The following is a 26,501-nucleotide window of genomic DNA, read 5'->3' as shown; positions in this document are numbered from 1 at the left end:
ACGTAGACTGCGGCGCTGTCCCGGGCCGCACTTCGCGCGGCAGCAGGGATCCTACCGCGTCATCTTGATCTGCCGCACGACCGGGATCGTGGGCAGCGAGCCGGTGTGATCGGACTCGTCCTTGGCCTGCGGCGCGCTAGGGGCGCGGGCGGTGGCGTCGGGGAAACGCTGCTTCATCTCGCGCAGGAAGCCGTCGAGCGTATCGACGCTGGCAGCCAGCTTGGCGATCTCGGCGAATTCGGCGCTGGAGGCCGCGGCCGGCTTGCTCGCGATGTCGAAGGCGAGACGGTCGGCGCTCTCGCTCATCAGCGGCGTGTATTTCTCGCGGAAGCGTGACAGGCCGATCGAATCGTCGGCGAGCGCGTAGCCGACTGCGGCGCGGATGATGTCGCTCTTCTCGACCGCATTGAGCGGCTTGAAGTCGCGGAAGCGCTCGCCGTAATAGAGCTCGATCTGCTCGGCGGATTCGCGCCAGCGCCGCGCCGCCCAGAAGATGTCGGAGCGCAGGCGGAGCACCTCGCGCCCGGAGACGTTGGAAACGATGTCGAGCGCGAGATCGTGACGGCCGACGTCGCTCTGCGCCCGCCCTTCCAGGAGCAGGCGCTGCTGCCTGAGCTCCCCGGAGAGGTCGCTGATGCGGCTCGCGCGCAGCGCGGTGATCGCCATGTCGGGCTTACGGTTGGCCAGATAGATCATGGCAAGGCGCGCGGCGACCTGGGCGCGGGCGGCGCCTTCGAGGCGGTGATCGACCTGGTATTGCAGGAGCTCGGCGGCCTGGTCGAGCAGATCGATCGAGGCGAGACGGTCGGCGAGACGACGGATCAGCTCGTCGCCGCGGCGGCCGATCGGCGTCAGCTCGCGGAACTCGTAGAACGTCCCGAGCGCCTCGACCGGCGGCATATCGTCGCCCTTGGGCCCTAGGAAGATCTGCGTGAACAGGTCGGAGGCGAGATCCTGCGCCTGGCGCGAGGCTTCTGCGTTCGGTTGCAGCTTCGTCGCGGTGCGCGCCGCCGTGAGCGCGTCCCGGTAGCGGCCGTTCTCGGCATAGAGCTGCGACAGCATCTGGAGCGTCTTGACCTCGATCGCATCGCCGCGCCAGGTCATCGACAGCGTCTCGAGCTCGCGCAGCGCTTCTTCCTTGCCGATCTCGTCGCGCTTCTGACGTAGCGCGACCTCGAGCTGCTTGGCCTCGGCCGCAGCTGGCCGGTCGCTTGAGGCGACCGCGAATTTGTAGTCGTCGAGCGCATCCTTGTCGTGGCCGAGCGCCTCGGCGAGCCGGCCGCGCAGCACGGCGAAGCCGGGCGCAGCCTCGGGCGAGACGCCGACGACCTCGAGCTCGCTGCGGCGCTTGGAGGCGCCGGCATAGTCCTTCACCTCGAGGGAGGCGCGCATCGCGTCCATCGTCACGATGCGCTGGATGTCGAGCGGCAGCGAGGCGATGGCGAACTCGACGTTCTTGAATTTCTCGCGCGCGTCCGCCCATTTGCCCTGGCGCGCATAGGCGAGCGCCTTCCAGAGCTGGGAATCGTGGCTGTTGCCGATCACGGGATTAGCGAGGTCCTTCAGGCCCTGCGCCGGCCGGCCGATCAGGATGTTCGCGATCGCATGCATGATCAGCGCGCCGCTCTCCTCCTTGTTGAGAGGGTCGCTCAGCATCACGTCCGTTACGGCCTTTGCCTCGTGATACATGGCGCGCGACATGTAGAACTGCGCGAGGTCGAGCCGCGGCAGCGAACGCAGCGCGGGGTCGACGGCCGAGATCGCTGTCATCAGATCGCTCTGGCGCATCCAGAAATTCTCCGACTGGCCCTTGCGCCAGCCTTCGGGGCTGAAGACCGGGCGCACCGCGGTCGGGGCGCGCTCGGCCGAGATGTCGACCGGCGACAGCGTCAGCCCGCCCTTCTTGCCGAGAATGACCTTGTCGGCGCCGACTTCGACGCCGACCTCGTCGGAGTTCGGCCGGATCGCGATGCCGTGCGCGGATTCCAGCAGCGAGAGATCGACGAGGTCCTGCCGCTTGATGAAGCCGCGCACCGGCCGCTGCGCGGTGACGACATAGAGCGTGTCACCGGCATCGGGATCGGTGAGCTTGTGCAGAAGGCCCGGATTGGCGAAGGGGATCGCGATGTTGGCGAGCGCAGGATCGGTGATGTTGCGCGACATCATCAGCGGCAGCGGCGTCGCCTGGATCTTGTCGGCGAGCGTCAGCAGCCAGTTGGTCTCCTTGCCGACTTCCTCGCTCGTCAGCGAGTAGACCAGCGGACGGGTGAGGCGGATGCGAACCGCCTGCCCCTTGTCGAGCGGCAAGCGACCGACCTCGCCGATCATCGCGCCGCCCTTGGTGCGGATCGCCTCGACATCGATCGGCTTTGGCGTATCGAACACCAGCCAGACCGTGTCGCCGCGGCGGAACGCCGCCGCAGGCGTTGCGACCTGAAGCGGGAACGTCACGCGCAGGCCGTCGCTGTCGCGGCGCGCATCGACGCTGGCAACACCGGACTGCACCGCCGCCGGCACCGACGCAGGAGCAGTCTTGGGAACTTCCTTGGCAGCTTCCTTGACCGGCTCTTTCGCAGCTTCCTTCACGGCCTCTTGCGGTGCTTCAGGGGCGGCTTCGGCAACGGGCGGCGCCGGCTTGGAGGCTTCCATGGGCGCTGCTGGAGCGTGCGCAGCCTCAGTCGCCGGCTTCGGCGCTTCGACGGCCGGCATCGCGGCGGGCGCTTCCGGCTTCACCTCGGGCTTGACGTCGGGCTTCACCTCTATCCTGGCTTCGCGCGCGATTGTCTCGGACGTCGGCGCCGCGATCTCGCGATGAGCGTCCTTCGGACTCTCGGCCGCCGGCTTTTCAGGCGCAGGCCCGTGACCTGCGGGCTTGAGCTGCGCGATCGCCGCCTCCGGCGTCGCCGCCGCCCTGCCCCTGTCCGGCTGGAAGGCGATGTCGACGACGTAGTTCTTCTCGTCGCGGAACGAATGCACGTCGGAATCGCCGATCAGCGCGATCTCGACACTGGTCTGGTCGATGTCGGCCTTCTGCTTGATCGAGGCGACGTTCGGCGGCGCGGCGACGACCGCGTCCGCCAGATCGAAATTGAGGTTGGCGTTGAACGCGAGCGTGAGCTTCTGCTCATTGAGCACGGAGGACACGCCGACGCCGTCGGGCATCTCGAACACGAAGCGGACGAAGGTCGGCTGCACCGAGGCGTGCACGCGGATCTGCGGACGCTTCTTGGCCTCGGCCGCGGCGCGCTGCGCGCGCAGCGCGCGCTCGGCGACCCGGGCGCGCTCGGCCAGTTCCTTGACTACTTCCATCGGCAGGCTCGGCGGCGGCCCCTTCCACCCCTCGGGCAAGAGGTCGATGAAGGTGCGCTCGCCGGCATTCATGGTGTTGACGGTGACCCGGCGCGCCAGCGACAGGCGGATGGCGCCGCCATCGGGATCGCGCCGGGCGGAATTGACATAGTCGGGCGCACCTTCCGGAACGCGATCGACGGGTACGTCGACGGGCCGGTCGAAACGGATCACGAGAATGGAGCCGGCCGTGGTCACCTCGGAGGGAACGTCCTCGCCGAGCTTGATCACGAGACGGGCAAAACCGCCGCCCGCGGAAAAGCTCGCCTCGCCCCTGACAGGATCGACCGCCCGGGCAGGCGCAGCGAAGCCGATCAGCAGGCAGGCCGCGAGCACGGGCACCTTGCGGACATGACGCGACAATTGCCGCGCCAGGGCGCGGGCTCGCGTCAACAATCCAGCGGCAGCCTCTCGCGCCATTGGCGGCATTTCTTCCGGTCCGACAATCCATGCCGGCAATGGCGCCGGCCGGTGCCGTCGACTGTAGGTCTCGCCAATTAAGGACTTGTTAATGCTACATCTTGATTTGCTCTGGGGGGCAGCACGCGGTGCCGGATCGAGCGTGGGCAGGTCCGCCAGCTTTGGATTTGAGAGGCAGACGGTTAAGGAGTTGTTAACACCTGCACAATAGCGCTGCCGCGATTGGTCAATCGTTCGACGGCACTCCATAGCGGGCAAAGTCCTCGCGGATTCCAGCGTCGATTCGTCTTGCCGCCGAAATATCGCTATCGCCGCCGGCTCTGTCGCCGAGCTTGAGCCTGGCAACCCCGCGGCCGTAGAGCGCGCTCGCAAGCTTGGGCGCGAACCGCAGCGCTGAGTTGTAGTCATCGATAGCCGCGGAGAGTTGCCCCATCTTCAGATTTATCAGAGCTCGCGAATCGTATGTTGCGGCGTTGTTTGCTTCCGATCGAAGCGCCCTGTCGCAGTCGTCCAGCGCAGCCTGCAAAGCGCCGAGGACGGCTCGGGCCCAACAGCGTCCGCTCCACACCGCCTCCAGATTCGGATCAAGGCGAATTGCCTCGTCATAGTCCTGCGCTGCGCGCTCGTACGCATTCCTCTTCAGGTAGGCTGCCGCTCGGTTGGCAAAAGCAGCCCCATAGTTCGGGTTGAGCTTGAGCGCCTCCTGAAAAGCGCCAAGGGCCTGTTCGTGCGCATCTTTCCTCAGATAGGCCACGCCCAGGTTGTTGAAGGCTTTGGCATAATTTGGATTGAGCCTGGTCGCTTCGACGAAGTCCTTGATCGCGCGTTCGTAGTCGGTTTTGGCGCTATAGGCATTGCCCCTGTTGTTGTGGGCGATAGCGAAGCCGTTCGCAGTCCCTTCGCCCGCATCGATAAACGCCGTGCAGCCATCGATCCGAGCTTCGGGCGACACGCGATCTGAGCCGTTACACAGTTCAACATTCTTGAGGGAGCTGCCCTTCTCCGGCTTCTGCGCCAAGGCCGACGAGCTGGACAGCACGACGATGAGAATGAGCATCACGGCCTTGATGACACTGGTTCTCGCGGTCATTTTCACAGCAGGCGTCCAACTCCGAGAGCGAACGAAGCGCTAACCCCAGTCTTCTCTGCCCGGCTGCGTTGCAGCCGGCATCACGGCGACTTCAGGCCAACAAAGTTTTCAGCATCCCCGACAGATGTTGAGCCTGCGGTTGCTGCTTCGATCGGACTCGGGCTGCGCCGACGACGGCGACTTCTTCACGAGCTTACTTTTGCTGCCCTCTTCGATCAGGGTCGAAAACTTGACCGACCCATCATCCGAAATCTCGATATGCGGCGTCGTGCCTCGAATCCCTAGCGTGGCGACCGGGGTCCCGACCTTCATGTCGCCGGTCTTTGCGACACTGCCAGCGACAAAAGTGAACGTTCCCTTGGCGAGATTGAACAGGGTCGCATTGGACTTGCCGTCCGGCTCATACACATAGTGATCCAACACCATGCGGGCGTTGCTCGATAGATTGAACGAGGTGCCGTCGGTAAAGTTGATGCCGACTCGGCCGTCGGCTCCAGTCCGCACCACGTCACCAAGGTATACGGGATCACCCGCGTTGGCCCGACCGGGCTCACCCGACACATTCGCCTGAACGATCACTGCGCCCGCATGTTCAATCGTGACCGAGCCTGTGGCCGCCACCACCTTGCCAATGGGTTTGGATGACGAGTCAGCGACGGCGGGCTTGGCGGAATCGATTTGCGCTCGAGCCGCGCTCGGCAAGAAACTGGCAAGCGCCAAAACGAAGCTGGTCACCAATGCGGCTGTCGTAGGTCTGCACATGATCCCCCCTTTCTGAGAAGGATCTGTCGCTATCGTTGGCCCATTTTTGAACCGCGAAGCGCAGCTGCAATAAATATAATTGTTGTTTAATTTGCTCGACCGGCCTAATTTATCCTCAACGTTAAGTAAACGCCACATATTAAATACGTCTCGTTTGTCAATTTAATCACATTGGCGGGAGGGGACACGGCGGGAATGGCGGTACGCGTCGCTGTACCCCGCGCAATGCGTCTCTCTCTAAAGCAGACTTGATTGTTTCGGCGGGCAAGCCTTCGGGCTGCCAGCGCCCAGGATATTTTGTCCATTGGCGAGGGCGCCCCGAGCAAGACCCTGGCAGCACGCCGAGCCTGAATCGATCACCCAGGCGAGGTCGAACCATGTCAGTTGCGTCCGACATCCAGGTTGGTAACGGGGCCGCTACGTCCCTGCCCGTCCAGATCATCGGCCACATTCATACAGTGATCGGTTGCGGTACGCTCACGCGAGCGAGCGGCGTCGCCACACAGGCCGTAGCTGGTGCGCCTGTTTACAGGGCCGACGTGATCGAAACCGATGCCGACGGACAGATCACACTTCGCTTCATCGACGGTACTCTTTTCAACATCTCCTGCGGCACTCACGTCGCGCTGAGCGACTTCGTCTTCGAAGTCGAAGGCATGTCACATGCAGCGTTGTTCGACGTGACCCGAGGGAGCTTCAGTTTCGTACTGGGCCGGCTGGCAGAAGCCGGGTCTCTCCGGCTGAATACGCCGATTGCAGGCATTCGCACCCGAGGCCATGCGGGCGGTTTCGGGATGCTGACGCTTGCAGCACTGACTTTCTCGGCCGCGCAAAATGCCGAGGCCGCGGATCCGGATGTCACGGTCCTGGATGACGACTCCATCACCTACAAGGATCTTGCGCACGGCGCATTTGAGCTCGTGACCAAGGAACCGATCCCACGACACATCATCGTCGAAGATCCTGGTGAGACGATCATCCTCAAAAAAGTAGGATCCAGCATCAGTGTCAACCAGGTCACGAACACTGCCGCTCGGATGGACGAGTTGCGTGCCGAGCAACAGGACGTGCTCGCCAATCTAGCACAAGGGCAAGGGCCGCATGGCTCGAGTACGCCTCCCTTCGTCAAATCCCAGCTGCTGCAGCCGATCAACTTCGTTCCGCCTGACGCGCCGGAGCTGCAGACGTTGCCGACTGTGTTGCCATTCGCCATTATCGAGCCTCTGGGACGTCTACCGCCGACGCTCAGCACCGGAGCCGGGCCCGCTGAACTCGACACGGTGGTGTTTGACACCTTCACTGCGACGACAGGGACTTTCAGTGCCAGTAGCACCAACGGCAGCGGCCAGCTGATCTTCGGCGTTATCGGGGCGAGCGCCGGCAATACGGTCCTGAATGGAGTGACCTACGATCTGTCGAAGACAAGCCCCTACGGGACACTCTACGTCAACAGCACGAGCGGCGCCTATACGTTCGTGCCTGATGACGCCGCTATCAACGCGCTGAAGGCGCCCACGACCGACGGTTTTGTTATCACGGTCTCCGATGGAGACACCACCGTCAATCAGACCTTCACGATCACCATCAACGGTGTCAACGACGCCGCAATCATCTCCGGCACCACGACCGGATCGACGATCGAGGCTGGCGGCATCGCCAATGGAACGCCAGGCACGCCAATTGCGACCGGCACCCTCACCGACACCGACGTCGACGATCCGCCTAATACGTTCACGACGGTGAGCTCGCCAACAACGAGCGCCGGTGGCTATGGCACCTTCACGATGACGGCGGCCGGCGTGTGGACCTACACCTTGGACAACGGCAGCGCCGCTGTGCAGGCGCTCAATGCCGGCGACACACTCATCGACAGCTTTACGGTGACCACGATCGGAGGCACCGCCCAGGTGGTGACGATCACCATCCACGGAGCCAGTGACGCGGCGGTCATCTCCGGCGCGACGACCGGCGCAGTGATCGAGGCTGGCGGCATCGCCAATGCAAACCCCGGCACGCCCACCGCGACCGGCACGCTCACCGACACCGATGTCGACACGACCGCAAATGCTTTCACGGCGGTCGGCTCGCCAACGGCAAGCGCCGCCGGCTACGGCACCTTCACCATGACGGCAGCGGGCGTGTGGACCTACACGCTCGACAACGCCAACGCTGCAGTGCAGGCGCTCATCGCCGGCCAGACACTGACCGATACGTTCACGGTGACCACGCTGGACGGAACCGCTCAAGTGGTGACGGTCACCATCCATGGCAGCAACGATGCTGCCGTCATTTCCGGCACCACGGCCGGCTCGGTGACCGAGGCCGGAGGCGTTGCCAATGCGACACCAGGCGCGCCGAGCGCAACGGGCACGCTGGTTGCCGCCGACGTCGACAATGCGTCCAATACCTTCACAACTGTGAGTTCGCCCAAGGCAAGCACGAGTGGCTATGGCACCTTTACAATAACCGCCGCCGGCGTGTGGACCTACACGCTCGACAACGCCAACGGCGCGGTGCAGGCGCTCAATGTTGGCGGCACGCTCACTGACAGTTTCACTGTCACAACCCTCGACGGCACGCCGCAGGTGGTGACGATCACCATCAACGGCACCAACGACGCGGCCATGATTTCCGGCACGACAACCGGCTCAGTGACCGAGGCAGGAACTTCCTCGCCCGGCGCCCCCGTCGCGACCGGCACGCTCACCGATACAGACGTCGACAACGCGCCGAACACTTTCACCGCGGTCTCTTCGCCTACTGCGAGCGACGACGGATACGGCACCTTCACCATGACGGCAGCCGGCGTATGGACTTACACACTCGACAACAACAATAGCGTGGTTCAAGCGCTCGATGTCGGCGACACGTTGACCGACACTTTCACGGTAACTGCCATCGATGGCACGACCCAGGCGGTGACCATCGCCATCCATGGCGCCAGTGACGCTGACCCCAACGATTTTGATAATCTGGCCACCGGATCCGTCGTGATCTCCGATCCCCCCAACGTGTATGGAACGCCGGGGAGCGAAACCATCGCGGGCGGCGGCGACACAGGTCAGATCATCTACGCGGGGGCCGGCAGTGATACCGTCAATGGCACCGGCAAAGCGGACGTTCTCTACGGCGGCTCCGGCAATGACACGATCAAAGGCAACGATGGGGATGACGTCATCTACGGGGGCTCGGGCAACGATACGATCAACGGCAACAACGGCAGCGACACCATAATCGGTGGATTTGGTGCGGACCAACTCACCGGCAGCAATGGCAACGACCGCTTCACTTATTTGTTCGTAGCCGATTCCAACGCAAGCCAGTTCGACACGATCACCGACTTCGCCTCGGGGGCCGACAAGATCGACTTGACCGCTCTTGGCGCGCTTGGGTTCGTCATCTTGGCCTTGAGCTCAACCAGCACGGCCGTGCCGGCACATACGATCGCCTGGCTCTATGACAGCGCGGCGAATGAAACCATCGTGTACGTCAATCCAACGGACCAGACCTTGCACATCGGCGATTCCGGTCTGCTCGAAGTCCATTTGCAGGGAATTGCAACCATCGACGCGTCGGACTTCATCCTGGCGCCGGCTGCGGCACCTGTGATGGCGGCCGCCAGCGAACTGCTCGACCTCACCGTAACCGCGCAGAGTGACGCGACCGCCGTGACGACGACCACTTCCGAGGTCTCCTCCGATTCCGGGAGCGGCGACAGCACGATCTCCGCCGATGGGAGTTCCACAATCCAGTCAAGCGAGGCGACCTACAGCCTGAATTGGAGCTGGGACCAGACCGAAGGGACCGAATATTCCAGCCTCTCCAGTTCAGACGACGTGCAAACGTACGCGACCGAAACTGCGGTAGCTCCCTCAGCCAGCGGACCGTCTACGATCTTGCAGCACATGGCCGCACCGACGGAGGTCAGCTTTGTCTTCAACCACTTGGCGGCGCCCGACACGACGGCTGGCAAAGATGGCGCGATTTCCGGAAGCGGCCAGATGCCTGACATCGCCATCGACGCGCTGAATTTTGCCCACAACGCCGCCGAACTGCACGCCGGGCGCGAGCTTGCGCTGGGGAGCGATGCCGGGAATCACGGCGTCTCGCCCCCGGGAAACGCCGCCCAGGCGGCTGGTCATCCCAGCGATGACACGGCAAAGACAACGCTCAACCCCGGCCTTCTGAAGTCATCGATGGCTGGCGCCAACCATTCGCCCTCGAGCGAGGCGGCCGAGCAGCACGACCCGCCCCATGGAGCGTCCGGGCTAAAGCCCGCCAATCCGCAGCAGCTCGGCGATTCGTTCCAGTTCAAGGATGACGCTTCGCAGGGTTCACAGCACGGCGCGGGGCTGGATCATCTCTCAGACCTCGCCGGTCATCACGACCACGCTGGGACATTCCACGGGTCCGAACTGGCGTCCGTGCCTGAAACATCCCCACCTGATGTTGATCCAGCTTACGGAGCAGGTACAGTTCAGGGCCATGTGCTACACGATCTGATCGTGTGACGCCCGCAAGCCGGTGGCGTCTTCAGTGTCGATTGCCGGCGCCATCCGGCGCGGAGGAGCTCTCTTGACCGAGAGAAGATTCATCATCGTTGCCGTCGTCGCCCTCGGGCGGCGCCGCATGCTGATGGCTTAGCGCGGATGTCCAGGCGGACGTCATCGCCGCTAGGAGCAGCCGGTTGACGGCCTCGATTACGCGATCTGCTGCGGACGAGCAGTTCATGGCCTCCTCCTCCTGCGCTGCTCATTGCGAATGGCCGAAGCCTACGACGGCGCCTTGGGCGTCACTGTCCGCCACTTCACACCTGCGCGCGTCAAGTCACCGCAGTCTCAGAAGATGCCGCCTGCCGCAGCTGCACCCGCAACGGGAGCTTGATGTGCTGCCTTGACGAGTTGCTGAGCACGCGCACTCACAACCTTCGAGGCGTTGCGCTTCGCACGCGACTCTGACTCAGATGTGATCTCGGCGATACGAATCGATTGGTTAGCTCTGGGGGTAATCAATGAGCGGAGAAGCCGGTTGCATTGTGTGTAGCAGGGCAAGAGCGGTCGTAGCGATCGTTCCGATCGCCAGAGGATATGCCCTGAAAGTATATGAATGCTCCTGTTGCCATAGCACGCTGCAGCTCGTGACTCGGGTCACAAAGGCCGCGCTGATCAAGCAGCAGCTCAAAACTCTTCCTCGCGTTGAGAAGCAATTGCGCCCACCTGTTCGCAGGGCGCAACAGGCGTTCGCGAACTAGACACGCAAGGCGTCTCAATTCGGCTTTTGCGTCGGCTTGCCGTCGATCTTGGGCAGATCGCCGGCCAAGGCGGACTGATCGCCGCCGCCATTAGCCCGGCGGGCCATCTCGACCGTGAGCCGCTCGGCGGCCTCGGGCGACATCAGCCCGAGGATGTCCGACATCTTCCGCGGCGCGATGGCCGAGGCGATCTCGATCAGCACGCCCATCTCGAGCCGGTCGAACACCCGTGCGGCGTCCTTCGGCTTCATACCCTCATACATGGTGACGAGGCCCTTCATGCGCTGGGCTTCGGCGGCCTTCTGCTCAGCCTGGGTCGCGGAGATGCGGGTTTCCACCGCCTTCATCTCCTCGACCTTGTTCTCGATGCGCTTCTCGGCCGATTTGAGCAGGCTCTCGCGGATGTCGATCTCGCGCTGGCGGGCCTCGATCTCCTGGCGGCGTGCCTGCAACCGCTCGAGGATCGCGCGCTCGGAGGCCGAGACCTGCGGCTGAGCCTCGTCCATCTTGACCACGGTGCCTTCCGGCTTGGTCTCGGGAGCAGCCAGCTTCGGCGCCTCCTTCGGCGCGCCATGGGTCGATCCGGTGATGTCGGGGTCCTCGCGACCGGTCGGGAAGTTCAGATTCTCCTGCGCCCAGGATTTCTTGGCCTGGTTCGGCTTGTAGTCGAACACATAGCCGCCATTGATCACGAGGCCCGCCACCTTCAGCGTGGCGAGACCTGCTACGGCGACCAGGACGACCGGGATGACGCGGATGTTACGAAAGGACTTCATACCCTGACTTCATGCGGCAATGCCGTTGGATCGTCGGCGCTCGGAGAAAGCTTCGGCCGCCGCCGCCACCGCCTTCGCCGACGAAGGCTTGGCTGCGGGCGCGGCAACCATTTCCGGATTGGTCACGGGGCGCGCGGCGATCGCGATCTTGGACAGGCGCCGCACCACGTTGTCGGCTTCGCCGAGCTGCTTGTAGAGCTGGTCGGACATCTGGGTTGCCGCCGCAAGCTGGCTGCCGAGGTTCTCGTTGACGTCGCGCACGGCGAGCTTCAGCCCGCCGATCGCGCGCTCGGCGATCTCGGTCGCGGTGATCAGCTCGCCGATCACCGCCTTCAGCGAATGCTCGTCCGCCTTCAGTCGCGTCAGGCGCTTGTTGAGCATGACGCAATAGACGATCGTCAGCATCAGCAGGATAGCCACCAGTGACTCGATCGCCATTCCCAGGGAGTGGTTCATGGGGCCTCCATCATCTTGTTCTGCTCGTCCACCTTCTCGAACATCGCAAGTGTCGTACTTGGCTTGCGCAGGGGTTTCGTCACGCGGATCGCGACCCGGTCGCCGACCCGGCCCATCCGCCCTTCGGTCAGCGTGACGCTGCCACAGCGCACCGACACGTTGGCATCCGCGCGCATCTCGAGCGGCAGCGTGTCGCCGACCTTGAGCCGCATCAGCTGCTTGAGCGGAATGTCGGCCTCGTAGAGCACGGCATCGACGGCGATCTCGGCCTGCACGATCTCGGTGGCGAAATGCCCCTCCCAGACCGGGTCGCGGCCGAACTTTTCGCCCATGAACATCTGGAGCAGGACGCCCCGGATCGGTTCGATGGTCGCATAAGGCAGCAGCAGTTCGATGTTGCCGCCCCGGTCTTCCATATCGATGCGCAGGCGCACCAGGATCGCGGCGTTGGCGGGCCGGCTGATCGCGGCGAAACGCGGATTGGTCTCGAGCCGGTCGATCGTGAAGGTCACCGGGGACAGCGGCCGGAACGCCTGCTCGGCGTCGGCCAGCACCACCTCCACCAGCCGCTTGACCAGCTCGGTCTCGATCGTGGTGTAGGGCCGCCCCTCGATGCGGAGCTGGCTGGTGCCGCGGCGGCCGCCGAGCAGCACGTCGATCATCGAATAGATCAGGTTGGAATCGACCGTCGCCATGCCGAAGTTTTCCCACTCCTCGGCCTTGAACACCGAGAGCACGGCCGGCAGCGGGATCGAGTTCATGTAGTCGCCGAAGCGGACCGAGGTGATGCGGTCGAGCGAGACTTCGACGTTGTCGGAGGTGAAATTGCGCAAGCTCGTCGTCAACAGCCGTACCAGGCGGTCGAAGACGATTTCGAGCATCGGCAGACGCTCGTAGGAGACCATCGCCGAATCGATGATCGCGCGAATGCCGGAATGGTCGTCGAGCGTGACGTCGCCGACGGTGAAGCCGAGGAGATTGTCGATCTCCTCCTGCGACAGCACCCGCTCGCCGGAGTTCTTGCCGGTGCCGAGATCGCGGCTGCCGTCCTCGACCATGGCCGCCCATTGCAGGGCCATGGTCTCGGATAATTCGTTTTCGGCGGCAGCCTTCGCGGCCTCCGCGGGATCCTCGGAATCGAGCGAAGCCTCCCATTGGGCGGCAATCGCATCCTGGTCCATCTGCTCGTTGCCGGCCATGGTGCTAGCTCATTACCCTCACTGCACCACGACTTCCTTGAACAGCACCGCGCTGACCTGGATCGGGGCGACCGCCGCGTTGACGCGCTTGGTCAACTCCTCCTTGAGGCGGAAGATGCCGGCGGAACCGTTGAGGTCGGAGGGGCGCAGTTCGCGCACATAGGTCTGGAAGAGGTCGGTGACGCGCGGCATCGTCGGCTTGATCGCCTCGATCTGCTTCTCTTCCTTCAGCTCCAGCACGATCTTCAGCCGCAGATATTGCACCCGCTCGCCGGGCGCGCCGGCGAGGTTGACCATCATATCGGGGACGTCGACGAAAGCCGGCGGCTTCGGCGGCGGCGCCGCCTCGGCGTGGTGCTCGTCATCGCCGTGACGGAAGAAGAAGAACCAGGTCGCAGCACCGCCGCCGAGGACGGCGAGCAGGCCGATGGCCATGATGATGAGCTTGAGCTTGTTCTTCGGCGGAGCGGCTTCCGCGCCCTCGGCGGCTGCACCGCCTTCCGCTTCGTTCTCTGCCATGGTCGCCGCGCCCGGATCTCTCAAAGGGGTCGATAGAGCGAAGCCTCAGACAGTGACGCGATACAAATGCCCCCGGCGCAAATGCGCTCCTCTTCATGGCAAACGCTACGGTAATAATGGTTAACGGAATCTTTCGATTGGGCCTCCGCTAGGAAAAATCTGCCGGGCAAACATGGCTAACAGAACCTTTCTGCCGCCCTCCCGCGTCCCTCAAAATTTGTCAAACAATTGAAATTACACATTTTTTCGAGTTGGCACGGCTTTCGCTGAGAAAGGGCCGAGACCGAACGGTTTGGGAGAACCAGACGGTCTCGTTCACGGGGTCCGCCAAGGCGCTTGGGAGAGCGAGCTGGCAGATCTCACTCAGGGGAGATTTCCGATGCAGAACGCGCTTCTGATCGGCTTGTCACGGCAGATGACGTTGGAACGGCAGATGGATGTCATCGCCAACAACGTCGCCAATGCCAATACCAACGGCTTCAAGGCCGACCATTCGCTGTTCGAGGAGTTCCTCAACTCGAACGCGCGCGAGGACAATTTCATCGGCGCGGACCGCCGGGTCTCCTATGTGCAGGACCGCGGCACCTTCCGCGACGTCGGCCAGGGGCCGACGGAGCCGACCAACAACCCGCTCGACATGGCGATCGATGGCAACGCCTATTTCGCGGTGCAGGCCAATGGCGGCGAGCGCTACACCCGCGACGGCAAATTCTCGCTCAACAGCACCGGCCAGCTCGTCACCTCCGACGGCAACCTCGTGCTCGGCACCGCCGGCCCGATCACCTTCCAGCCGACCGACCACGACATCAACGTCGCACCCGACGGCACCATCACGGTGCTCGAGGGCACGGCGAAGACCGACTCGATCCGCGGCAAGATCCGGATGGCCTCGTTCGACGATCCGACCAAGCTGACCAAGCTCGGCGCCAACCTCTATGACGTGGGCTCTGCCGCCCCGCAGGCCGACACCAAGTCCAGCGTGCGCCAGGGCTACGTCGAGAAGTCGAACGTCAATGCGGTCGGCGAGATGAGCCGCATGGTCGAAGTCATGCGCAGCTACACCGCCATCGCCAACCTGCTCCAGCAGCAGAGCGACCTCCACAAATCGGCGATCGAGAAGCTCGCCGACGTTCCGGCCTGATTGAGGGAGAACTGACATGCAGGCGCTTCACACCGCAGCGACCGGAATGGCGGCACAGGAACTCAACGTTCAGGTGATCTCCAACAACATCGCCAACCTGCGCACCACCGGCTTCAAGAAGCAAACCGCGGCGTTCCAGGACCTGATCTACGAGCACGTCCGCCGCGTCGGCGCGCAGTCGTCCGACCAGGGCACGATCCTGCCGGTGGGCGTCGACATCGGCGGCGGCGTCAAGACCGTCGGCACGCCGCGCAGCATGACGCAGGGCACGCTGTCGCAGACCGGCAACGATCTCGACCTCGCGGTCTCGGGCGAAGGCTTTTTCAAGATCCTGATGCCCGACGGCACCTACCAGTACACCCGCGACGGCACCTTCCAGATGGACAATCAGGGCCGCATCGTCACCGCGCAGGGCAATCCGGTGCAGCCGACGATCACGATCCCGAACAACGCCTCGGGCCTGACCGTCAACGTCCAGGGCCAGGTCTCGGTGACGCTGCCGGGCTCGTCGACCTCGACCATCCTCGGCCAGATCGGCCTGACCCGCTTCATCAACAAGGCGGGCCTCCAGCCCGTCGGCAGCAATCAGTTCACCGAGACGCCCTCCTCCGGCCCGCCCCAGGACGGCACCGCGACGGCCGAAGGTTACGGCAACATCACGCAAGGAAGCCTCGAGCAGGCCAATGTCGACGTCGTCTCGGAGATGAGCGACCTGATCGCGGCCCAGCGCGCCTACGAGATGAACGCCAAGGTGATCAGCGCCGCCGACCAGATGATGCAATCGACCACGGCGCTGTTCCGCTGAGGTGATGACGATGATCCGGACCACCCTCGCCACGATCTCCGCTCTTCTCGCGCTGGCGCTGCCGGCAGCGGCGGCCGACGATTTCATCGCAGCGCCGACGCTGCGCGCGAGCGTCACCGTCACCTCGGACGTGGTGCGGGTCGGCGATCTCATCGACAACGCAGGATCGGCCGCGCTGATCCCGGTCTACCGCTCGCCCGATCTCGGCACCACCGGCACGCTGACGGTCGCGCAGGTGCTGTCGGTGCTCCGCGCCAAACAAGTGATCGGCGTGATGACCGGCGACATCAAGGAGGTCCAGGTCACCCGCCTCGCCCGCACGCTCGCCAGCAAGGACCTCGAAAACGCGGTCGCCTCGACGCTCGAGCGCCGCTTCGGCCTTGGCGACGCCGCCAACATCACGGTCACGTTCGACCGCGGCATCTCCGATATGCGGCTCGACGCCTCCAACACTGGTGCGCTCCAGCCGGTCTCAACCCGCTATGACGCCCGGAGCGGCCGTTTCGACGTCGCCTTCGAGATCAACAACGACAACAATCCGGCGCCGACCAAGCTCCGCTTCACCGGCACCGCGATCGAGACGGTAGAAGTGGCCGTGCTGACGCGCGACATCGACCGCACCGAGCTCCTGAAATCCTCCGACGTCTCGCTGGAGCGGCGGCCGAAGGCCGAGGTCACCGGCGAGCCCGCTTCGCGCGATCGTACCGTCGGCATGCAGCTGCGCCGGCCGATGCGCGCGGGCGTGCCGATCCGTGTCGCCGACATCGTCAAGCCTGACTTCGTGGTGCGCGATCAGACCGTCACCATCATCTACCAGGTGCCCGGTCTCTATCTCACCACGCGCGGCAAGGCGATCGAGAGCGGTGCCGAGGGCGACACCGTCAGCGTGCTCAATCCGCAATCCAAGCGCACGCTGACCGGCGTCGTCACCGGCCGCGGCCAGGTCACGGTCCAGGGCGCAAGCCAGTCCGCACCGATGGCGCCCGCGGTCGAGCAGACCTCGTCGCTCAAGCGTGACGATGTGCCGGCGGCCGCAGCCCTCGCGCAGAGCCTGATCCAGGCGCCGGCTCCCGCCCAGATCGCACAAGCCCAAATTCCGCAAGTTCGCGTCTCGCAAGCTCCAGCCAAGTCAGAGTAAGTCATGTCTCCGTTCAGTTCGGCTTCCCGTCTTCGTCGCATCGCGATCTCTGCCCTGCTGCTGGCGACTTGCGCGCTGGCAACCGGCTGCTCCTCGATCGACCGCCTGTCGCAGATCGGCGAGCAACCGAAATTGTCGGCGATCGACAATCCGACGACGCAGCCCGGCTACAAGCCGGTGCAGATGCCGATGCCGAAGCCGGAAGTCGCCTCCTACAATCCGAACTCGCTGTGGCGTAACGGCAGCCGCGCCTTCTTCAAGGACCAGCGCGCCCGCCAGGTCGGCGACCTCCTGACCGTGACCGTGAACATCACGGACAAGGCCAACCTCTCCAACGAGACCCAACGTAGCCGGACCAGCAAGGAAGATTCAGGGATTACGGACTTCATCGGCAGCCAGACAGTCACGCAGCCGCTCAAGGTTCTCCCCGGACGTCTCCTCACTACTGACTCGACGTCCTCGGCCGACGGCAAGGGCTCGGTCAACCGCCAGGAAGCGTTGCAGACCAACGTCGCCGCGGTTGTGACGCAGGTGCTGCCGAACGGCAACCTCGTGGTCGAGGGCAAGCAGGAGATCCGTGTCAACTACGAGATCCGCGAGCTCGTGGTCGCAGGCATCGTTCGCCCCGAAGACATCCAGAGCGACAACACCATCGATTCCAGCAAGATCGCGCAGGCCCGCATCGCCTATGGCGGCCGCGGCCAGATCATGGACGTGCAACAGCCGCGCTACGGCCAACAGGTCATGGACGTGCTGCTGCCCTTCTAAGCCTGTTTAAGAGCTCCCACATCGTGTCCGCGAACCTAGGCGCGAACGACGATGTACGACGCGGCCCTCGCTAGCTCCCCTGGCGAGGGCCGCATGTATTTTGCGAAAGGCGGCTGCGAACTGCGGCTCAGGTTCGCGCAGTTGCAGCGACACCGTCTGCCCACACTCCGTCATTGCGAGCGCAGCGAAGCAATCCAGGCTGCCTCTGCGGAACGATTCTGGATTGCTTCGTCGCAAGAGCTCCTCGCAATGACGGCTGAGAGAGCTTCCCCTCAAAAGCCGCCACGACTCGCAGCTAACAATTCATGCAGTACCGCGGCCCCAAACTCCGTCATTGCGAGCGAAGCGAAGCAATCCAGACTGCCTCCACGGAGAGACTCTGGATTGCTTCGTCGCAAGGGCTCCTCGCAATGACGAGCTTGGCCGAGCGCAATCTGACCTCTCAACTGTCATCGCCCGCGAAGGCGGGCGATGCAGTATTCCGAGACATCAGTGATGAACCCAAAAACCTCCGCCTAATGGATTCCCCGCCCTCGCGCAGGGCTGTCCGGGGAATTCTATGCATAACAGAAGCTGATCTGGTCGGGGGAGCTTCTGTCGCGGGCAGCGGATGGGTTCACCTTGGGAGGTCGGTCGATGTCGGCGATTGGTTTTCGTGCGAACAGCGACGCGGCGACAAGACCTGCGAAGCGGATAGCCGGCATGATTAGATGACTTTCGCGTGCGGCGATCCGCAGCAGCAGATAGGCGATCATGGCGGCGAGGATTTGCAGACGGACCGCGTTCTCGGAGCGGCCGGGAAATTTGCGAAGCTTGAGGTGCTGCTTGATCCAGCGGAACAACAGCTCGATCTGCCAGCGTGTTTTGTAAAGCGCAGCGATTTCGATGGCCGAACGCTTCAGATCGTTGGTGATGAGGGTCAGTTTTGTACCGTCATCGCGTTTGAGGCGTATGCGGCGCATCGGAACAGCAAGTTTGGAGCTGCTGAGGAGCTTTACCTCAGCATCGTCGATGATTTTAAAGCCCTTCCCCTTTTGTTTCCGCAGCTTCCGCCAGCGTGTAGCTCTGAAGCGCAGATTCTTCTTCTGGCGGGTGACGAAGCAGGCGCCCGCGTCGTGAAGCCGTGTCCACCAGGCATAACTGCAATAGGCCTTGTCGAACACATAGGTGGCGCCGGCCTCGATCGGGAATTGCTGGGCTGGTGTGACGTCATTGACCGTCGACGGCGTGATCGCCAGACGGCGCGGATGATCCGAGCCGGGATCGTAAACCACGTGAAGCTTGAGACCACGGGTACGTCCGTTCCAACCGGCCCAGGTGCTGAGTTGATCCAGCGGAACCGGCGTCGCATCGATCAGCCGCAGCATCTCGGCACCCTCCCGCTTCAGCGCTCGGTCGGCATGCCCAGACAATCGCTCAAAGACTTCTGCGAAGATACTGACCGGCCGTCGGGCATTGGCATCCGCAAGCGTCGAGCGCGCCAATTTGCCGACACCAAGATGGTAGTGATGATGCGAATTGGCGTTCCAGATCGCCTCAAGGGCACGCAAGCTGTCGACGCCACTGAGCTGGGAGAATATCAATGCGACAAGATGATCCCAGCTGTCGAACGTCTTGTCGTAGGCGTCGCCATCCAAACGATCCACAGTCGTCTGAAACTGCCGCCGATTGATCGGTTCAAGCAGCCTTCCAAAAATGCTATCGCTAAACCGCATGCCCGGCCCCTTTCTGAGTCTCGACAACCAGAAAGTACCTGCTTCAAGCCGGGAAAACCCGGGCATGCTCCGCGACACAGTGAATCATTCCCCGGACAGCCCTGCGCGCAAGCGGGGAACGACCGCGGAGGGTGCCGCAACGCCTCACGTAAACTCCGCCTCCACCGTCCCGAGCCCGTCCAGCTCCATCCGCACCTTGTCGCCGGCTTTCAGCCAGAGCGTCTTCACCAGGCTGCCGGTGAGCACGAGTTGCCCCGCGTGCAGGCTCTTGCCTTCGGCGGCGAGGTGGTTGGCGAGCCAGGCGAGTGCGTTGTGGGGGTGACCGAGCACGTCGGCGCCGGTGCCTTGGCTCACCTCCTCGTCGTTGACGATGGCGCGGCCTTTCACTGCCATCAGATCCGGCACGGACGAGCGTGGAACCAGGGGGCCCAGCACGCAACCGGCGGCGAAGAAATCGTCGGCGATCAGGGTCGGCGCGCCCATCGTCTCCCACTTCACGTAGCGATCGTCGACGATCTCGATCGCGGGATGGTAGGCTTCGACGGCCTCGCCGACCCATTCGGCCGTGAACGGCGCCTCGCCGGCGGCAAGGTCGCGCTTCAGCCGCACCGCGATCTCGCATTCGACGCCGACGCGGACATAGTTGGAGGCGGCGAGCTTCGCGCCGCTCTCATGGACGCCGTTCTGGAACACGCCGCCGCCACAGGGATGCGGGATTCCGATGTAGTCCTGCATCACCTGGCTGGTGCAACCGATCTTGTAGCCGACGAGTGGCCCGACATGGGGCAGCAGGAGATCGTGCAGGGCACGCTGGACCTGATAGCCCTCGGCTTCATCGGCCGGAGGACGCTTCAGCGGCGCGAGCGGCGCATGGTTGCGGCGCGCCAGCGCGATCGCCTTTGCGGCTTCGAGAATCCTGTCCATCGGCGCCGCCTCCCACGCTACGCATTCGAGGGCGACACTTCAGCATCCCCGCTCCGGCCTGACAAGCGCGGGCGGCGGGCAGACTACGGCCCCTCGCCCGCGTTTAAGGAAATATTGAATTGGTCTGGGCCTTATGGGGCGCGCGCCATGCGGTCCCGCGACCGGCGCTCAAAGCGTGATTACAGCGATGCTTGATGCTGCTGGATCAACGCCTCAACATCCGAGTCGATCTCGTTGATGCGACTCGCAAAACCTCCCGCACCTGAAGTGAAGGCTGTTTCTCATCCGAACTCACGTGAGCCCCGAGGAATCGAGTCTAGAGCGTTGATCGCGATTCACTTTTCGCGATTGCACCCGCGCATTGAAGCGCGCGGCTTTCATGCGACAGGCAAAACGCCGACCCCGACGCCCAAAGGCGCCTTGCCTCCAAAAACAAAGAGCCGCAACTCTGCGGCTCGGGCTCTATTCGTCGCGATAGACCTTCTCGCGCTTCTCGTGGCGCTCCTGCGCTTCCACCGAGAGCGTCGCGATGGGCCGGGCCTCGAGCCGCTTCAACGAGATCGGCTCGCCGGTTTCCTCGCAATAGCCATAGGTGTTGTCCTCGATGCGCTGAAGCGCGGCGTCGATCTTGGCGATCAACTTGCGCTGGCGGTCGCGGGCGCGGAGTTCGATGGCACGGTCGGTTTCGGACGAAGCCCGATCGGCGAGATCGGGGTGGTTCACGTTCTCCTCCTGCAGGGCTTGCAGGGTGAGCTTGGACTCTTTGAGGATCTCATCCTTCCAGGCAAGGAGCTTCAGACGGAAGTACTCCTTCTGCCGGTCGTTCATGAAAGGCTCTTTGTCGGTCGGTCGGTAGTTTTTCAACTTTTCCAAGGGCGGCCTATCTGTCTAAGCAACGACTCGCAAACGGAACGGGGTCCGTTGAGCGGGGCCTTATATAGCGGCCTCCTATGACAGACAATATTTCCCTGATCGCTCGGGGGCCACCCCCAAGTCCTTGCACAAGAACGTTTATCCGCAAAGACCCGGGGGTGGCTGCCGGCTCAGTAACCGACCGTGAAACGCTGCCTCAGATGGGCCGGCCGCTCGATCTCGTCGGCGAGCGCAATGGCGTAGTCGGCGAAGGTGATCCAGCTCTTGCCGTTCGCATCTGCGAGAAGCTGGTCGGTCCCGATCCGGAACTTGCCCGTCCGCTCGCCCTCGACGAACAGCGCCGACGGGGAAATGAAGGTCCAGTTCAGGTCCTTTTCCTGTCGCAACAGGTCCAGGAAGGCGGAACCCTTCTCGGCCTCGGCCTTGTACTGGGCGGGAAATCCGGGAGTCGTGACCAGCTTCACGCCCGGAGCGACCTCGAGGCTGCCAGCGCCGCCGACGACGAGGTAACGGCTCACCTTGGAGTCTTTCGCCGCGCCGATCAGCTTGCGCGGATCGCTGGCCAGGAAGTGCACGGAACTCACGGCGACGTCGTGCCCGGCCCACAGCTTGGCGAGGCCGGCCTGATCGAGCACGTCGCCCTTGGTGGGCGTGACGTTCGGCAGGGCCGCGATCTTTTCCGGATTGCGGGCAATGGCGGTGACGCTATGGCCGCGACGGGATAGTTCCTTGGTGATTTCCGACCCGGCCCGGCCCGAGGCGCCGGCGACTGCGATTTTCATGGAAGGCTCCTTTGCTTCTATAGTAACTAGTAGTTACTAGATATCGCAAAGAATGCTGGTGTTAAGAGAGCACTTTGTGCTTACCTGATAACGCTGGAGTAACCGGCATGCCTATTCGCAGACGACCAGAACGGAATCCGAGGACCCCAAGATGAAACCCGACGTCTATGCAGCGAACTGTCCGACGCGCCAGATCCTCGATCGCGTCGGCGACAAATGGGCGGTGCTGATCCTCTTGCTGCTGCGCGAGGAGCCGATGCGCTTCAATCAATTGCGCCGCACGATCGAAGGCATTTCACAGAAGATGCTGAGTCAGGTTCTCAAATCGCTCGAACGCGACGGCCTGATCAGGCGCCGCGCCATCGCGACTGTACCTGTCACGGTGGAATATTCGATCACGCAGCTCGGGCTGACGCTGGCGGCGGCGGTCGATCCCCTGCGCGATTGGGCCGAGCAGAACTTGAAGGACGTGCTCGCCGCCCAGCGCCGCTACGACGCACAGCAGAAGGAGGAAGCGGCATAGGCGCTCTGCCGGAAGTGCGCTGCGCGCCCACTCCAAACTCCGCTGTCATGCCCCGGCTTGACCTGGCTTGACCGGGGCATCCAGTACGCCGCGGCCTCTCGATTCAACAAGGACAGTCTCTGGAATACTGGATCGCCCGCCTTCGCGGGCGATGACAGCGCGCGATGCCTGACTACGTCCGCCCGGCCTTCGCCAGTTCGACCTCGACGCGCAGCTCGATCTCGGACAGCACCGCATCGAGACCGGCATCACCCGAAGACGATTTCAAATTCGCCGCAGCGTCGCGCAGCCGCATCACGGTCGACGCGTCGAGATTGCCGGACAGGAGCCCCATCTTGAGATCGTCGAGCACGTCGAGCGCGGTCCTGCCGCGGGCGACGGAGCGCTTGCGGCGCTCGACCGGATCCTCCTCGACGCCTTGCAGTGCAAGCAACGCATCAATGTTGGCGGTGGCTTTCGGCGCGGCAGCACTCCGCGTCTCCTGCGCCGACGAGGTGTCGGGCAGGACGAAGGTGCCGGAGCCGGTCCGCCTCGCCTGGCTGGCCGGCGCTCCAAGCGTGGTGCCGTTCGGTCCGTAGATGCGCATCGCAGCAATCCGGGTGATCGATGCCGCACCTTCGCCGTTTTATGGTTAACGGCGCGTAAACGGCTCGGCAAAATCTGCCGACAGGCGGCAGTTTCGCTCCTCAGGGCGAACGCCGGCTGACACCGGTCGAAACAGATTTATTCAACCTATTCAGCCACCTACCCTCGCTGCTCGGGGTTGGCACGGCGCTCGCAAGGAAAGCGCCGGACCAGCTCGTCATGGGAGTGTCGCAGCCGGTCTTTCGATTTGAGGAGCCTTTTTAGGAGCCTTTTTAGGAGCCTTGGGGAGCAGAGGATGCCAGGCGTTCGTTGGGTGAGGATTGTTGGGGTGGCCTGTGCCGCGCTGTCAGCGCTGGCGCTCTCGGTCACGCCTGCAAGCGCGACATCGCGCATCAAGGACCTCGCCAACATCGAGGGCGTGCGGCAGAACCAGCTCATCGGCTACGGCCTCGTCGTCGGCCTCAACGGCACCGGCGACACGCTCAACAACATCCCCTTCACCAAGCAGTCGCTGCAAGCGATGCTCGAGCGCATGGGCGTCAACATCCGAGGCGCCACCATCCGCACCGGCAACGTCGCCGCCGTGATGGTGACGGGCAACCTGCCGGCGTTCGCCACCCAGGGCACGCGCATGGACGTCACCGTCTCCGCGCTCGGCGACGCCAAGAACCTCCAGGGCGGGACCCTGCTCGTGACGCCCCTGTTGGGTGCCGACGGCAACGTCTATGCGGTCGCGCAAGGCTCGCTCGCGATCTCCGGCTTCCAGGCCGAGGGCGAAGCGGCGAAGATCGTGCGCGGCGTGCCGACCGTGGGGCGCATTGCCAACGGCGCCATCATCGAGCGCGAGATCGAATTCGCGCTCAATCGCCTGCCAAACGTGCGCCTGGCGCTGCGCAACGCCGACTTCACCACCGCCAAGCGCATCGCGGCCGCCGTCAACGACTATCTCGGCGTCAAGACCGCCGAGCCGATCGATCCCTCGACGGTGCAGCTGTCGATCCCGCCGGAGTTCAAGGGCAACGTCGTCGCCTTTCTCACCGAGATCGAGCAGCTCCAGGTCGATCCCGATCTCGCCGCCAAGATCATCATCGACGAGCGGAGCGGCATCATCGTGATGGGCCGCGACGTCCGCGTCGCCACGGTCGCGGTTGCGCAAGGCAACCTCACCGTCACGATCTCCGAGAGCCCGCAGGTGAGCCAGCCCAACCCGTTGTCGCGAGGGCGGACCGTGGTCGCGCCACGCAGCGCCGTCACCGTCACCGAGGACGGCAAGAAGCTGGCCGTGGTCAAGGACGGCGTGTCGCTCCAGCAGCTCGTCGACGGCCTCAACGGCCTCGGCATCGGGCCCCGCGACATGATCAGCATCCTCCAGGCGATCAAGGCCGCCGGTGCGATCGAAGCCGACATCGAGGTGATGTGATGCAGACCGGCGCGATCAACACCCCGCGCGTCGCCAACTCCTCGGCCTTTTCGGTCGAGAGTCGCAACGGCCGGCCGGATTTCGAGCTCGCGAGCGCCCTGCAAAAGGTCTCGCCGCAACAGCAGGCCAAGGCACAGAAGACCGCCACCGATTTCGAGGCGATGTTCCTCAACAGCATGTTCTCGCAGATGACCTCCGGCCTGAAGGGCGAAGGCCCGTTCGGCGACACGCCCGGCACCGGGGTGTGGCGCTCGATGCTGACGGAGCAATATTCCAAGAACTTCGCCAAGGCCGGCGGCGTCGGCATCGCCAACGAAGTCTACCGCACCCTGATCATGCAGCAGGCGAAAACGATCCGCACGGCATAAGGTGAATCGAGATGAACCATTTCAACGCCTCACGTCAGCCGATGCAAGCGCAGCGTACGAACACCGCGCCCGGCAGCGCCGAGGCCCGCAAGCTCGCCGAGAACCTGATGGATGCGATGAGCGCCCTGCTCGGACTGATCGAGCGCGAGACCGAGCTGGTTCGCGCCGGCAACGTCCGCGAGGCGATGACGCTCGAGGGCAAGAAGCAGGAGCTGTCGCGAAATTATGTCGGTGCCGTCAGCCAGCTGAAGGCGAACCAGGCCCAGCTCACGAAATCCGCGCCCGAGCTGCTCTCGACGCTGCATCGCCACCACGATGCGTTCCGGGCGATGCTTCAGGTCAATCTCACCGTGCTCGCCACCGCACACGCCGTGTCCGAGAGCGTCGTGCGCGGCGTCAATGCCGAGATCCAGAAGCGCAACGTACCGAACACCTATACCGCCGCGGGTCGTCGCGCAGCTCCCGGCCCGCGCCACATCACACCGCTTGCGGTCAGCCGCTCGCTCTGAGCGCCCGCAAGAACAAGAGACAATTTTACAAAAAACCGCGCGGCGATGTCGTCGCGCGGTTAGGCACGTTTCCTAACCGGACCTTCAATCCTGATGCTCCATGCTTGCGCGATTAGAGGGGTTGGGATTTGACTCAAGTAAGGCAACCAGGAGGCTGCCATGAGTACAGATTTCAGCATCCGGCCGGTGGGGATACCGGCCCCCGCGCCAATCGTAACGACGTCGAACGCGGCGGCGAACGATGCCGTGCAAACCGATCTGCCCGTGAGCCAGACGGTGGCCGCGAGCGATACCAGCGCGGCCGTGCGCAACGATTTGCAGAATAGCGAGAACATCTCGCGCCAGGTCGTGTTCGACCAGGCGGCCGCATCTTTCGTCTTCCAGGTGGTCAACGACAAGACTGACGCGGTGGTCAACCAGTTCCCCGACGAGGCAATGCTGCGCCGGCGTGCTTATTTCCACGCAATGGATCTGAAATCCGAGCCCTCGCGTCCGCTCAATACCGATCTCAGCGCCTGACGCTCAGGTGTCGCGGGTAGCCTGCGCCGTTTCGAGATAGGTTGAGCCGTCCATCAGGGACGGCCGGACAGACCGGCAGCGATGTTCCTGTTGATCTCGATCAGCGGACGGAAGTGATCGAACTGCGGGCTCATCTGCAGCGCCGCGGTCTGGCTCAGCACGAACACGCTGATGTTGGCGATCTTCTGCCGGACGTCGAGCGGCTGCGGATTGGTGTCGCGCATCGCTTCGCTGAGGAAGATGGTCCAGAGCTTGCGGTTGAACATCAGGGCCTGCATCGTCTGCTCGCTGAGCGGATCGGCGCTGTTGACCGCATCCTGCAGCTTGTTCGCGGCCTTGAGCAGGGTCTGCGCCTCAATGTCGCGAGGAGATGCGGTGGTCGTTGCAACGCGCGCGTAGGCCGAGGCAGCAGAATTCGACATCAATCACACCTTGGAGGTTTACCTAGCCCGTTGAACGAGCTTAAGGATTTCTTTCCCAACCCTAGGCAGCAGCGCTTAAGATTTGCTTACGTGAGAGTACGGAAGGACTCCGGACAATTACGGGTCGCGGAGTCTTCTCACTTCAAAGCTAAACACGCGTGCGTGCACTGTAAACGCTTGCGTCCATC

24 protein-coding genes are annotated in these 26,501 nt (G+C 63.6%); 10 read left to right on the top strand and 14 right to left on the bottom strand.

What is annotated here, in order from left to right; all coding sequences use genetic code 11:
- Positions 1–51: 51 nt before the first annotated feature.
- From ACR9YP_RS18805 to ACR9YP_RS18795, 3 genes are all read right to left on the bottom strand, one after another.
- Positions 52–3,768, bottom strand: a complete 3,717-nt coding sequence (locus ACR9YP_RS18805; protein WP_474220770.1) for a tetratricopeptide repeat protein — start codon at positions 3,766–3,768, stop codon at positions 52–54.
- 226 nt (positions 3,769–3,994) lie between these two features.
- Entirely contained in the window at positions 3,995–4,858 is an 864-nt protein-coding gene (locus ACR9YP_RS18800) for a tetratricopeptide repeat protein (protein WP_474221084.1), read from the bottom strand.
- 108 nt (positions 4,859–4,966) lie between these two features.
- Positions 4,967–5,593, bottom strand: a complete 627-nt coding sequence (locus ACR9YP_RS18795) for a FecR family protein (protein ID WP_474220769.1) — start codon at positions 5,591–5,593, stop codon at positions 4,967–4,969.
- Between the two features lie 404 nt (positions 5,594–5,997).
- Between ACR9YP_RS18795 and ACR9YP_RS18790 the strand changes: the two genes are divergently transcribed.
- Positions 5,998–10,131 carry a VCBS domain-containing protein gene (locus ACR9YP_RS18790; protein WP_474220768.1) on the top strand — a complete coding sequence of 1,378 codons (4,134 nt, stop codon included), beginning with the start codon at positions 5,998–6,000 and terminating at the stop codon, positions 10,129–10,131.
- 22 nt (positions 10,132–10,153) lie between these two features.
- On the opposite strand, the gene ACR9YP_RS18785 is transcribed toward ACR9YP_RS18790, so the two are convergent.
- The 5 genes from ACR9YP_RS18785 to fliL form a co-directional block, all read right to left on the bottom strand.
- Positions 10,154–10,351, bottom strand: a complete 198-nt coding sequence (locus tag ACR9YP_RS18785; protein WP_474220767.1) for a hypothetical protein — start codon at positions 10,349–10,351, stop codon at positions 10,154–10,156.
- 534 nt (positions 10,352–10,885) lie between these two features.
- Positions 10,886–11,647, bottom strand: coding sequence for a MotE family protein (locus ACR9YP_RS18780; RefSeq protein WP_474220766.1), 762 nt, complete (start codon positions 11,645–11,647; stop codon positions 10,886–10,888).
- Positions 11,648–11,656: 9 nt separating this feature from the next.
- Positions 11,657–12,103, bottom strand: a complete 447-nt coding sequence (locus ACR9YP_RS18775; RefSeq protein WP_130220063.1) for a DUF6468 domain-containing protein — start codon at positions 12,101–12,103, stop codon at positions 11,657–11,659.
- Positions 12,100–13,302, bottom strand: a complete 1,203-nt coding sequence (fliM, locus tag ACR9YP_RS18770) for a flagellar motor switch protein FliM (protein WP_091898008.1) — start codon at positions 13,300–13,302, stop codon at positions 12,100–12,102. The genes ACR9YP_RS18775 and fliM overlap by 4 nt, the downstream gene beginning before the upstream one ends.
- 18 nt (positions 13,303–13,320) lie before the next feature.
- Positions 13,321–13,821 (bottom strand): flagellar basal body-associated protein FliL, encoded by a 501-nt coding sequence (fliL, locus tag ACR9YP_RS18765; protein ID WP_474220765.1) that lies wholly within the window; start codon positions 13,819–13,821, stop codon positions 13,321–13,323.
- A gap of 379 nt (positions 13,822–14,200) precedes the next feature.
- On the opposite strand from fliL, the gene flgF reads away from it, so the two are divergent.
- From flgF to flgH, 4 genes are read left to right on the top strand one after another with little or no spacing between them, the layout of a single operon-like run.
- Entirely contained in the window at positions 14,201–14,962 is a 762-nt protein-coding gene (gene flgF, locus ACR9YP_RS18760; RefSeq protein ID WP_474220764.1) for a flagellar basal-body rod protein FlgF, read from the top strand.
- A 16-nt stretch (positions 14,963–14,978) separates the two neighbouring features.
- Positions 14,979–15,767, top strand: a complete 789-nt coding sequence (gene flgG, locus ACR9YP_RS18755) for a flagellar basal-body rod protein FlgG (RefSeq protein WP_091898014.1) — start codon at positions 14,979–14,981, stop codon at positions 15,765–15,767.
- Between the two features lie 10 nt (positions 15,768–15,777).
- A complete protein-coding gene (flgA, locus tag ACR9YP_RS18750; RefSeq protein ID WP_474220763.1) occupies positions 15,778–16,905 on the top strand; it encodes a flagellar basal body P-ring formation chaperone FlgA in 1,128 nt (375 codons plus the stop codon).
- A gap of 3 nt (positions 16,906–16,908) precedes the next feature.
- On the top strand, positions 16,909–17,673 hold the full coding sequence (gene flgH / locus ACR9YP_RS18745; protein WP_091898018.1) for a flagellar basal body L-ring protein FlgH: 765 nt from the start codon (positions 16,909–16,911) through the stop codon (positions 17,671–17,673).
- A 557-nt stretch (positions 17,674–18,230) separates the two neighbouring features.
- Here the strand turns inward: flgH and ACR9YP_RS18740 are convergent.
- The 4 genes from ACR9YP_RS18740 to ACR9YP_RS18725 all read right to left on the bottom strand — a co-directional run bounded on the left by ACR9YP_RS18740 (position 18,231) and on the right by ACR9YP_RS18725 (position 21,967).
- Positions 18,231–19,388, bottom strand: a complete 1,158-nt coding sequence (locus ACR9YP_RS18740; protein WP_474221083.1) for an IS4 family transposase — start codon at positions 19,386–19,388, stop codon at positions 18,231–18,233.
- A 144-nt stretch (positions 19,389–19,532) separates the two neighbouring features.
- Positions 19,533–20,312, bottom strand: a complete 780-nt coding sequence (locus tag ACR9YP_RS18735) for a 2-keto-4-pentenoate hydratase (RefSeq protein WP_474220762.1) — start codon at positions 20,310–20,312, stop codon at positions 19,533–19,535.
- 462 nt (positions 20,313–20,774) lie between these two features.
- Positions 20,775–21,140: an RNA polymerase-binding protein DksA gene (gene dksA, locus ACR9YP_RS18730; protein ID WP_085966600.1), complete on the bottom strand. Its 366-nt coding sequence runs from the start codon at positions 21,138–21,140 to the stop codon at positions 20,775–20,777.
- 215 nt (positions 21,141–21,355) lie between these two features.
- Complete coding sequence (locus tag ACR9YP_RS18725) at positions 21,356–21,967, bottom strand: NAD(P)-dependent oxidoreductase (protein WP_474220761.1); 612 nt, start codon at positions 21,965–21,967, stop codon at positions 21,356–21,358.
- Between the two features lie 151 nt (positions 21,968–22,118).
- On the opposite strand from ACR9YP_RS18725, the gene ACR9YP_RS18720 reads away from it, so the two are divergent.
- A complete protein-coding gene (locus tag ACR9YP_RS18720; RefSeq protein WP_091898026.1) occupies positions 22,119–22,490 on the top strand; it encodes a winged helix-turn-helix transcriptional regulator in 372 nt (123 codons plus the stop codon).
- 172 nt (positions 22,491–22,662) lie between these two features.
- Here ACR9YP_RS18720 and ACR9YP_RS18715 read toward each other — a convergent pair whose 3' ends face one another.
- Positions 22,663–23,076, bottom strand: a complete 414-nt coding sequence (locus tag ACR9YP_RS18715) for a flagellar assembly protein FliX (RefSeq protein WP_474220760.1) — start codon at positions 23,074–23,076, stop codon at positions 22,663–22,665.
- Between the two features lie 294 nt (positions 23,077–23,370).
- Between ACR9YP_RS18715 and ACR9YP_RS18710 the strand changes: the two genes are divergently transcribed.
- From ACR9YP_RS18710 to ACR9YP_RS18695, 4 genes are all read left to right on the top strand, one after another.
- Positions 23,371–24,495: a flagellar basal body P-ring protein FlgI gene (locus ACR9YP_RS18710; RefSeq protein WP_091898030.1), complete on the top strand. Its 1,125-nt coding sequence runs from the start codon at positions 23,371–23,373 to the stop codon at positions 24,493–24,495.
- The gene (gene flgJ / locus ACR9YP_RS18705; protein ID WP_474220759.1) at positions 24,495–24,863 is read left to right on the top strand and encodes a flagellar assembly peptidoglycan hydrolase FlgJ; all 369 of its coding nucleotides are present in this window, start codon (positions 24,495–24,497) and stop codon (positions 24,861–24,863) included. The genes ACR9YP_RS18710 and flgJ overlap by 1 nt, the downstream gene beginning before the upstream one ends.
- Before the next feature lie 11 nt (positions 24,864–24,874).
- Positions 24,875–25,372: a hypothetical protein gene (locus tag ACR9YP_RS18700; protein ID WP_474220758.1), complete on the top strand. Its 498-nt coding sequence runs from the start codon at positions 24,875–24,877 to the stop codon at positions 25,370–25,372.
- A 159-nt stretch (positions 25,373–25,531) separates the two neighbouring features.
- A complete protein-coding gene (locus ACR9YP_RS18695; RefSeq protein WP_474220757.1) occupies positions 25,532–25,891 on the top strand; it encodes a hypothetical protein in 360 nt (119 codons plus the stop codon).
- 53 nt (positions 25,892–25,944) lie between these two features.
- Here ACR9YP_RS18695 and flaF read toward each other — a convergent pair whose 3' ends face one another.
- Positions 25,945–26,313 (bottom strand): flagellar biosynthesis regulator FlaF, encoded by a 369-nt coding sequence (gene flaF, locus ACR9YP_RS18690; RefSeq protein WP_027560338.1) that lies wholly within the window; start codon positions 26,311–26,313, stop codon positions 25,945–25,947.
- Positions 26,314–26,501 lie beyond the last annotated feature (188 nt).

It is taken from the genome of Bradyrhizobium sp. BR14999, assembly GCF_056106085.1.
The sequence above is the reverse complement of the archived record's forward strand: the minus strand, read 5'-3'. Positions and strand labels throughout refer to the sequence as shown.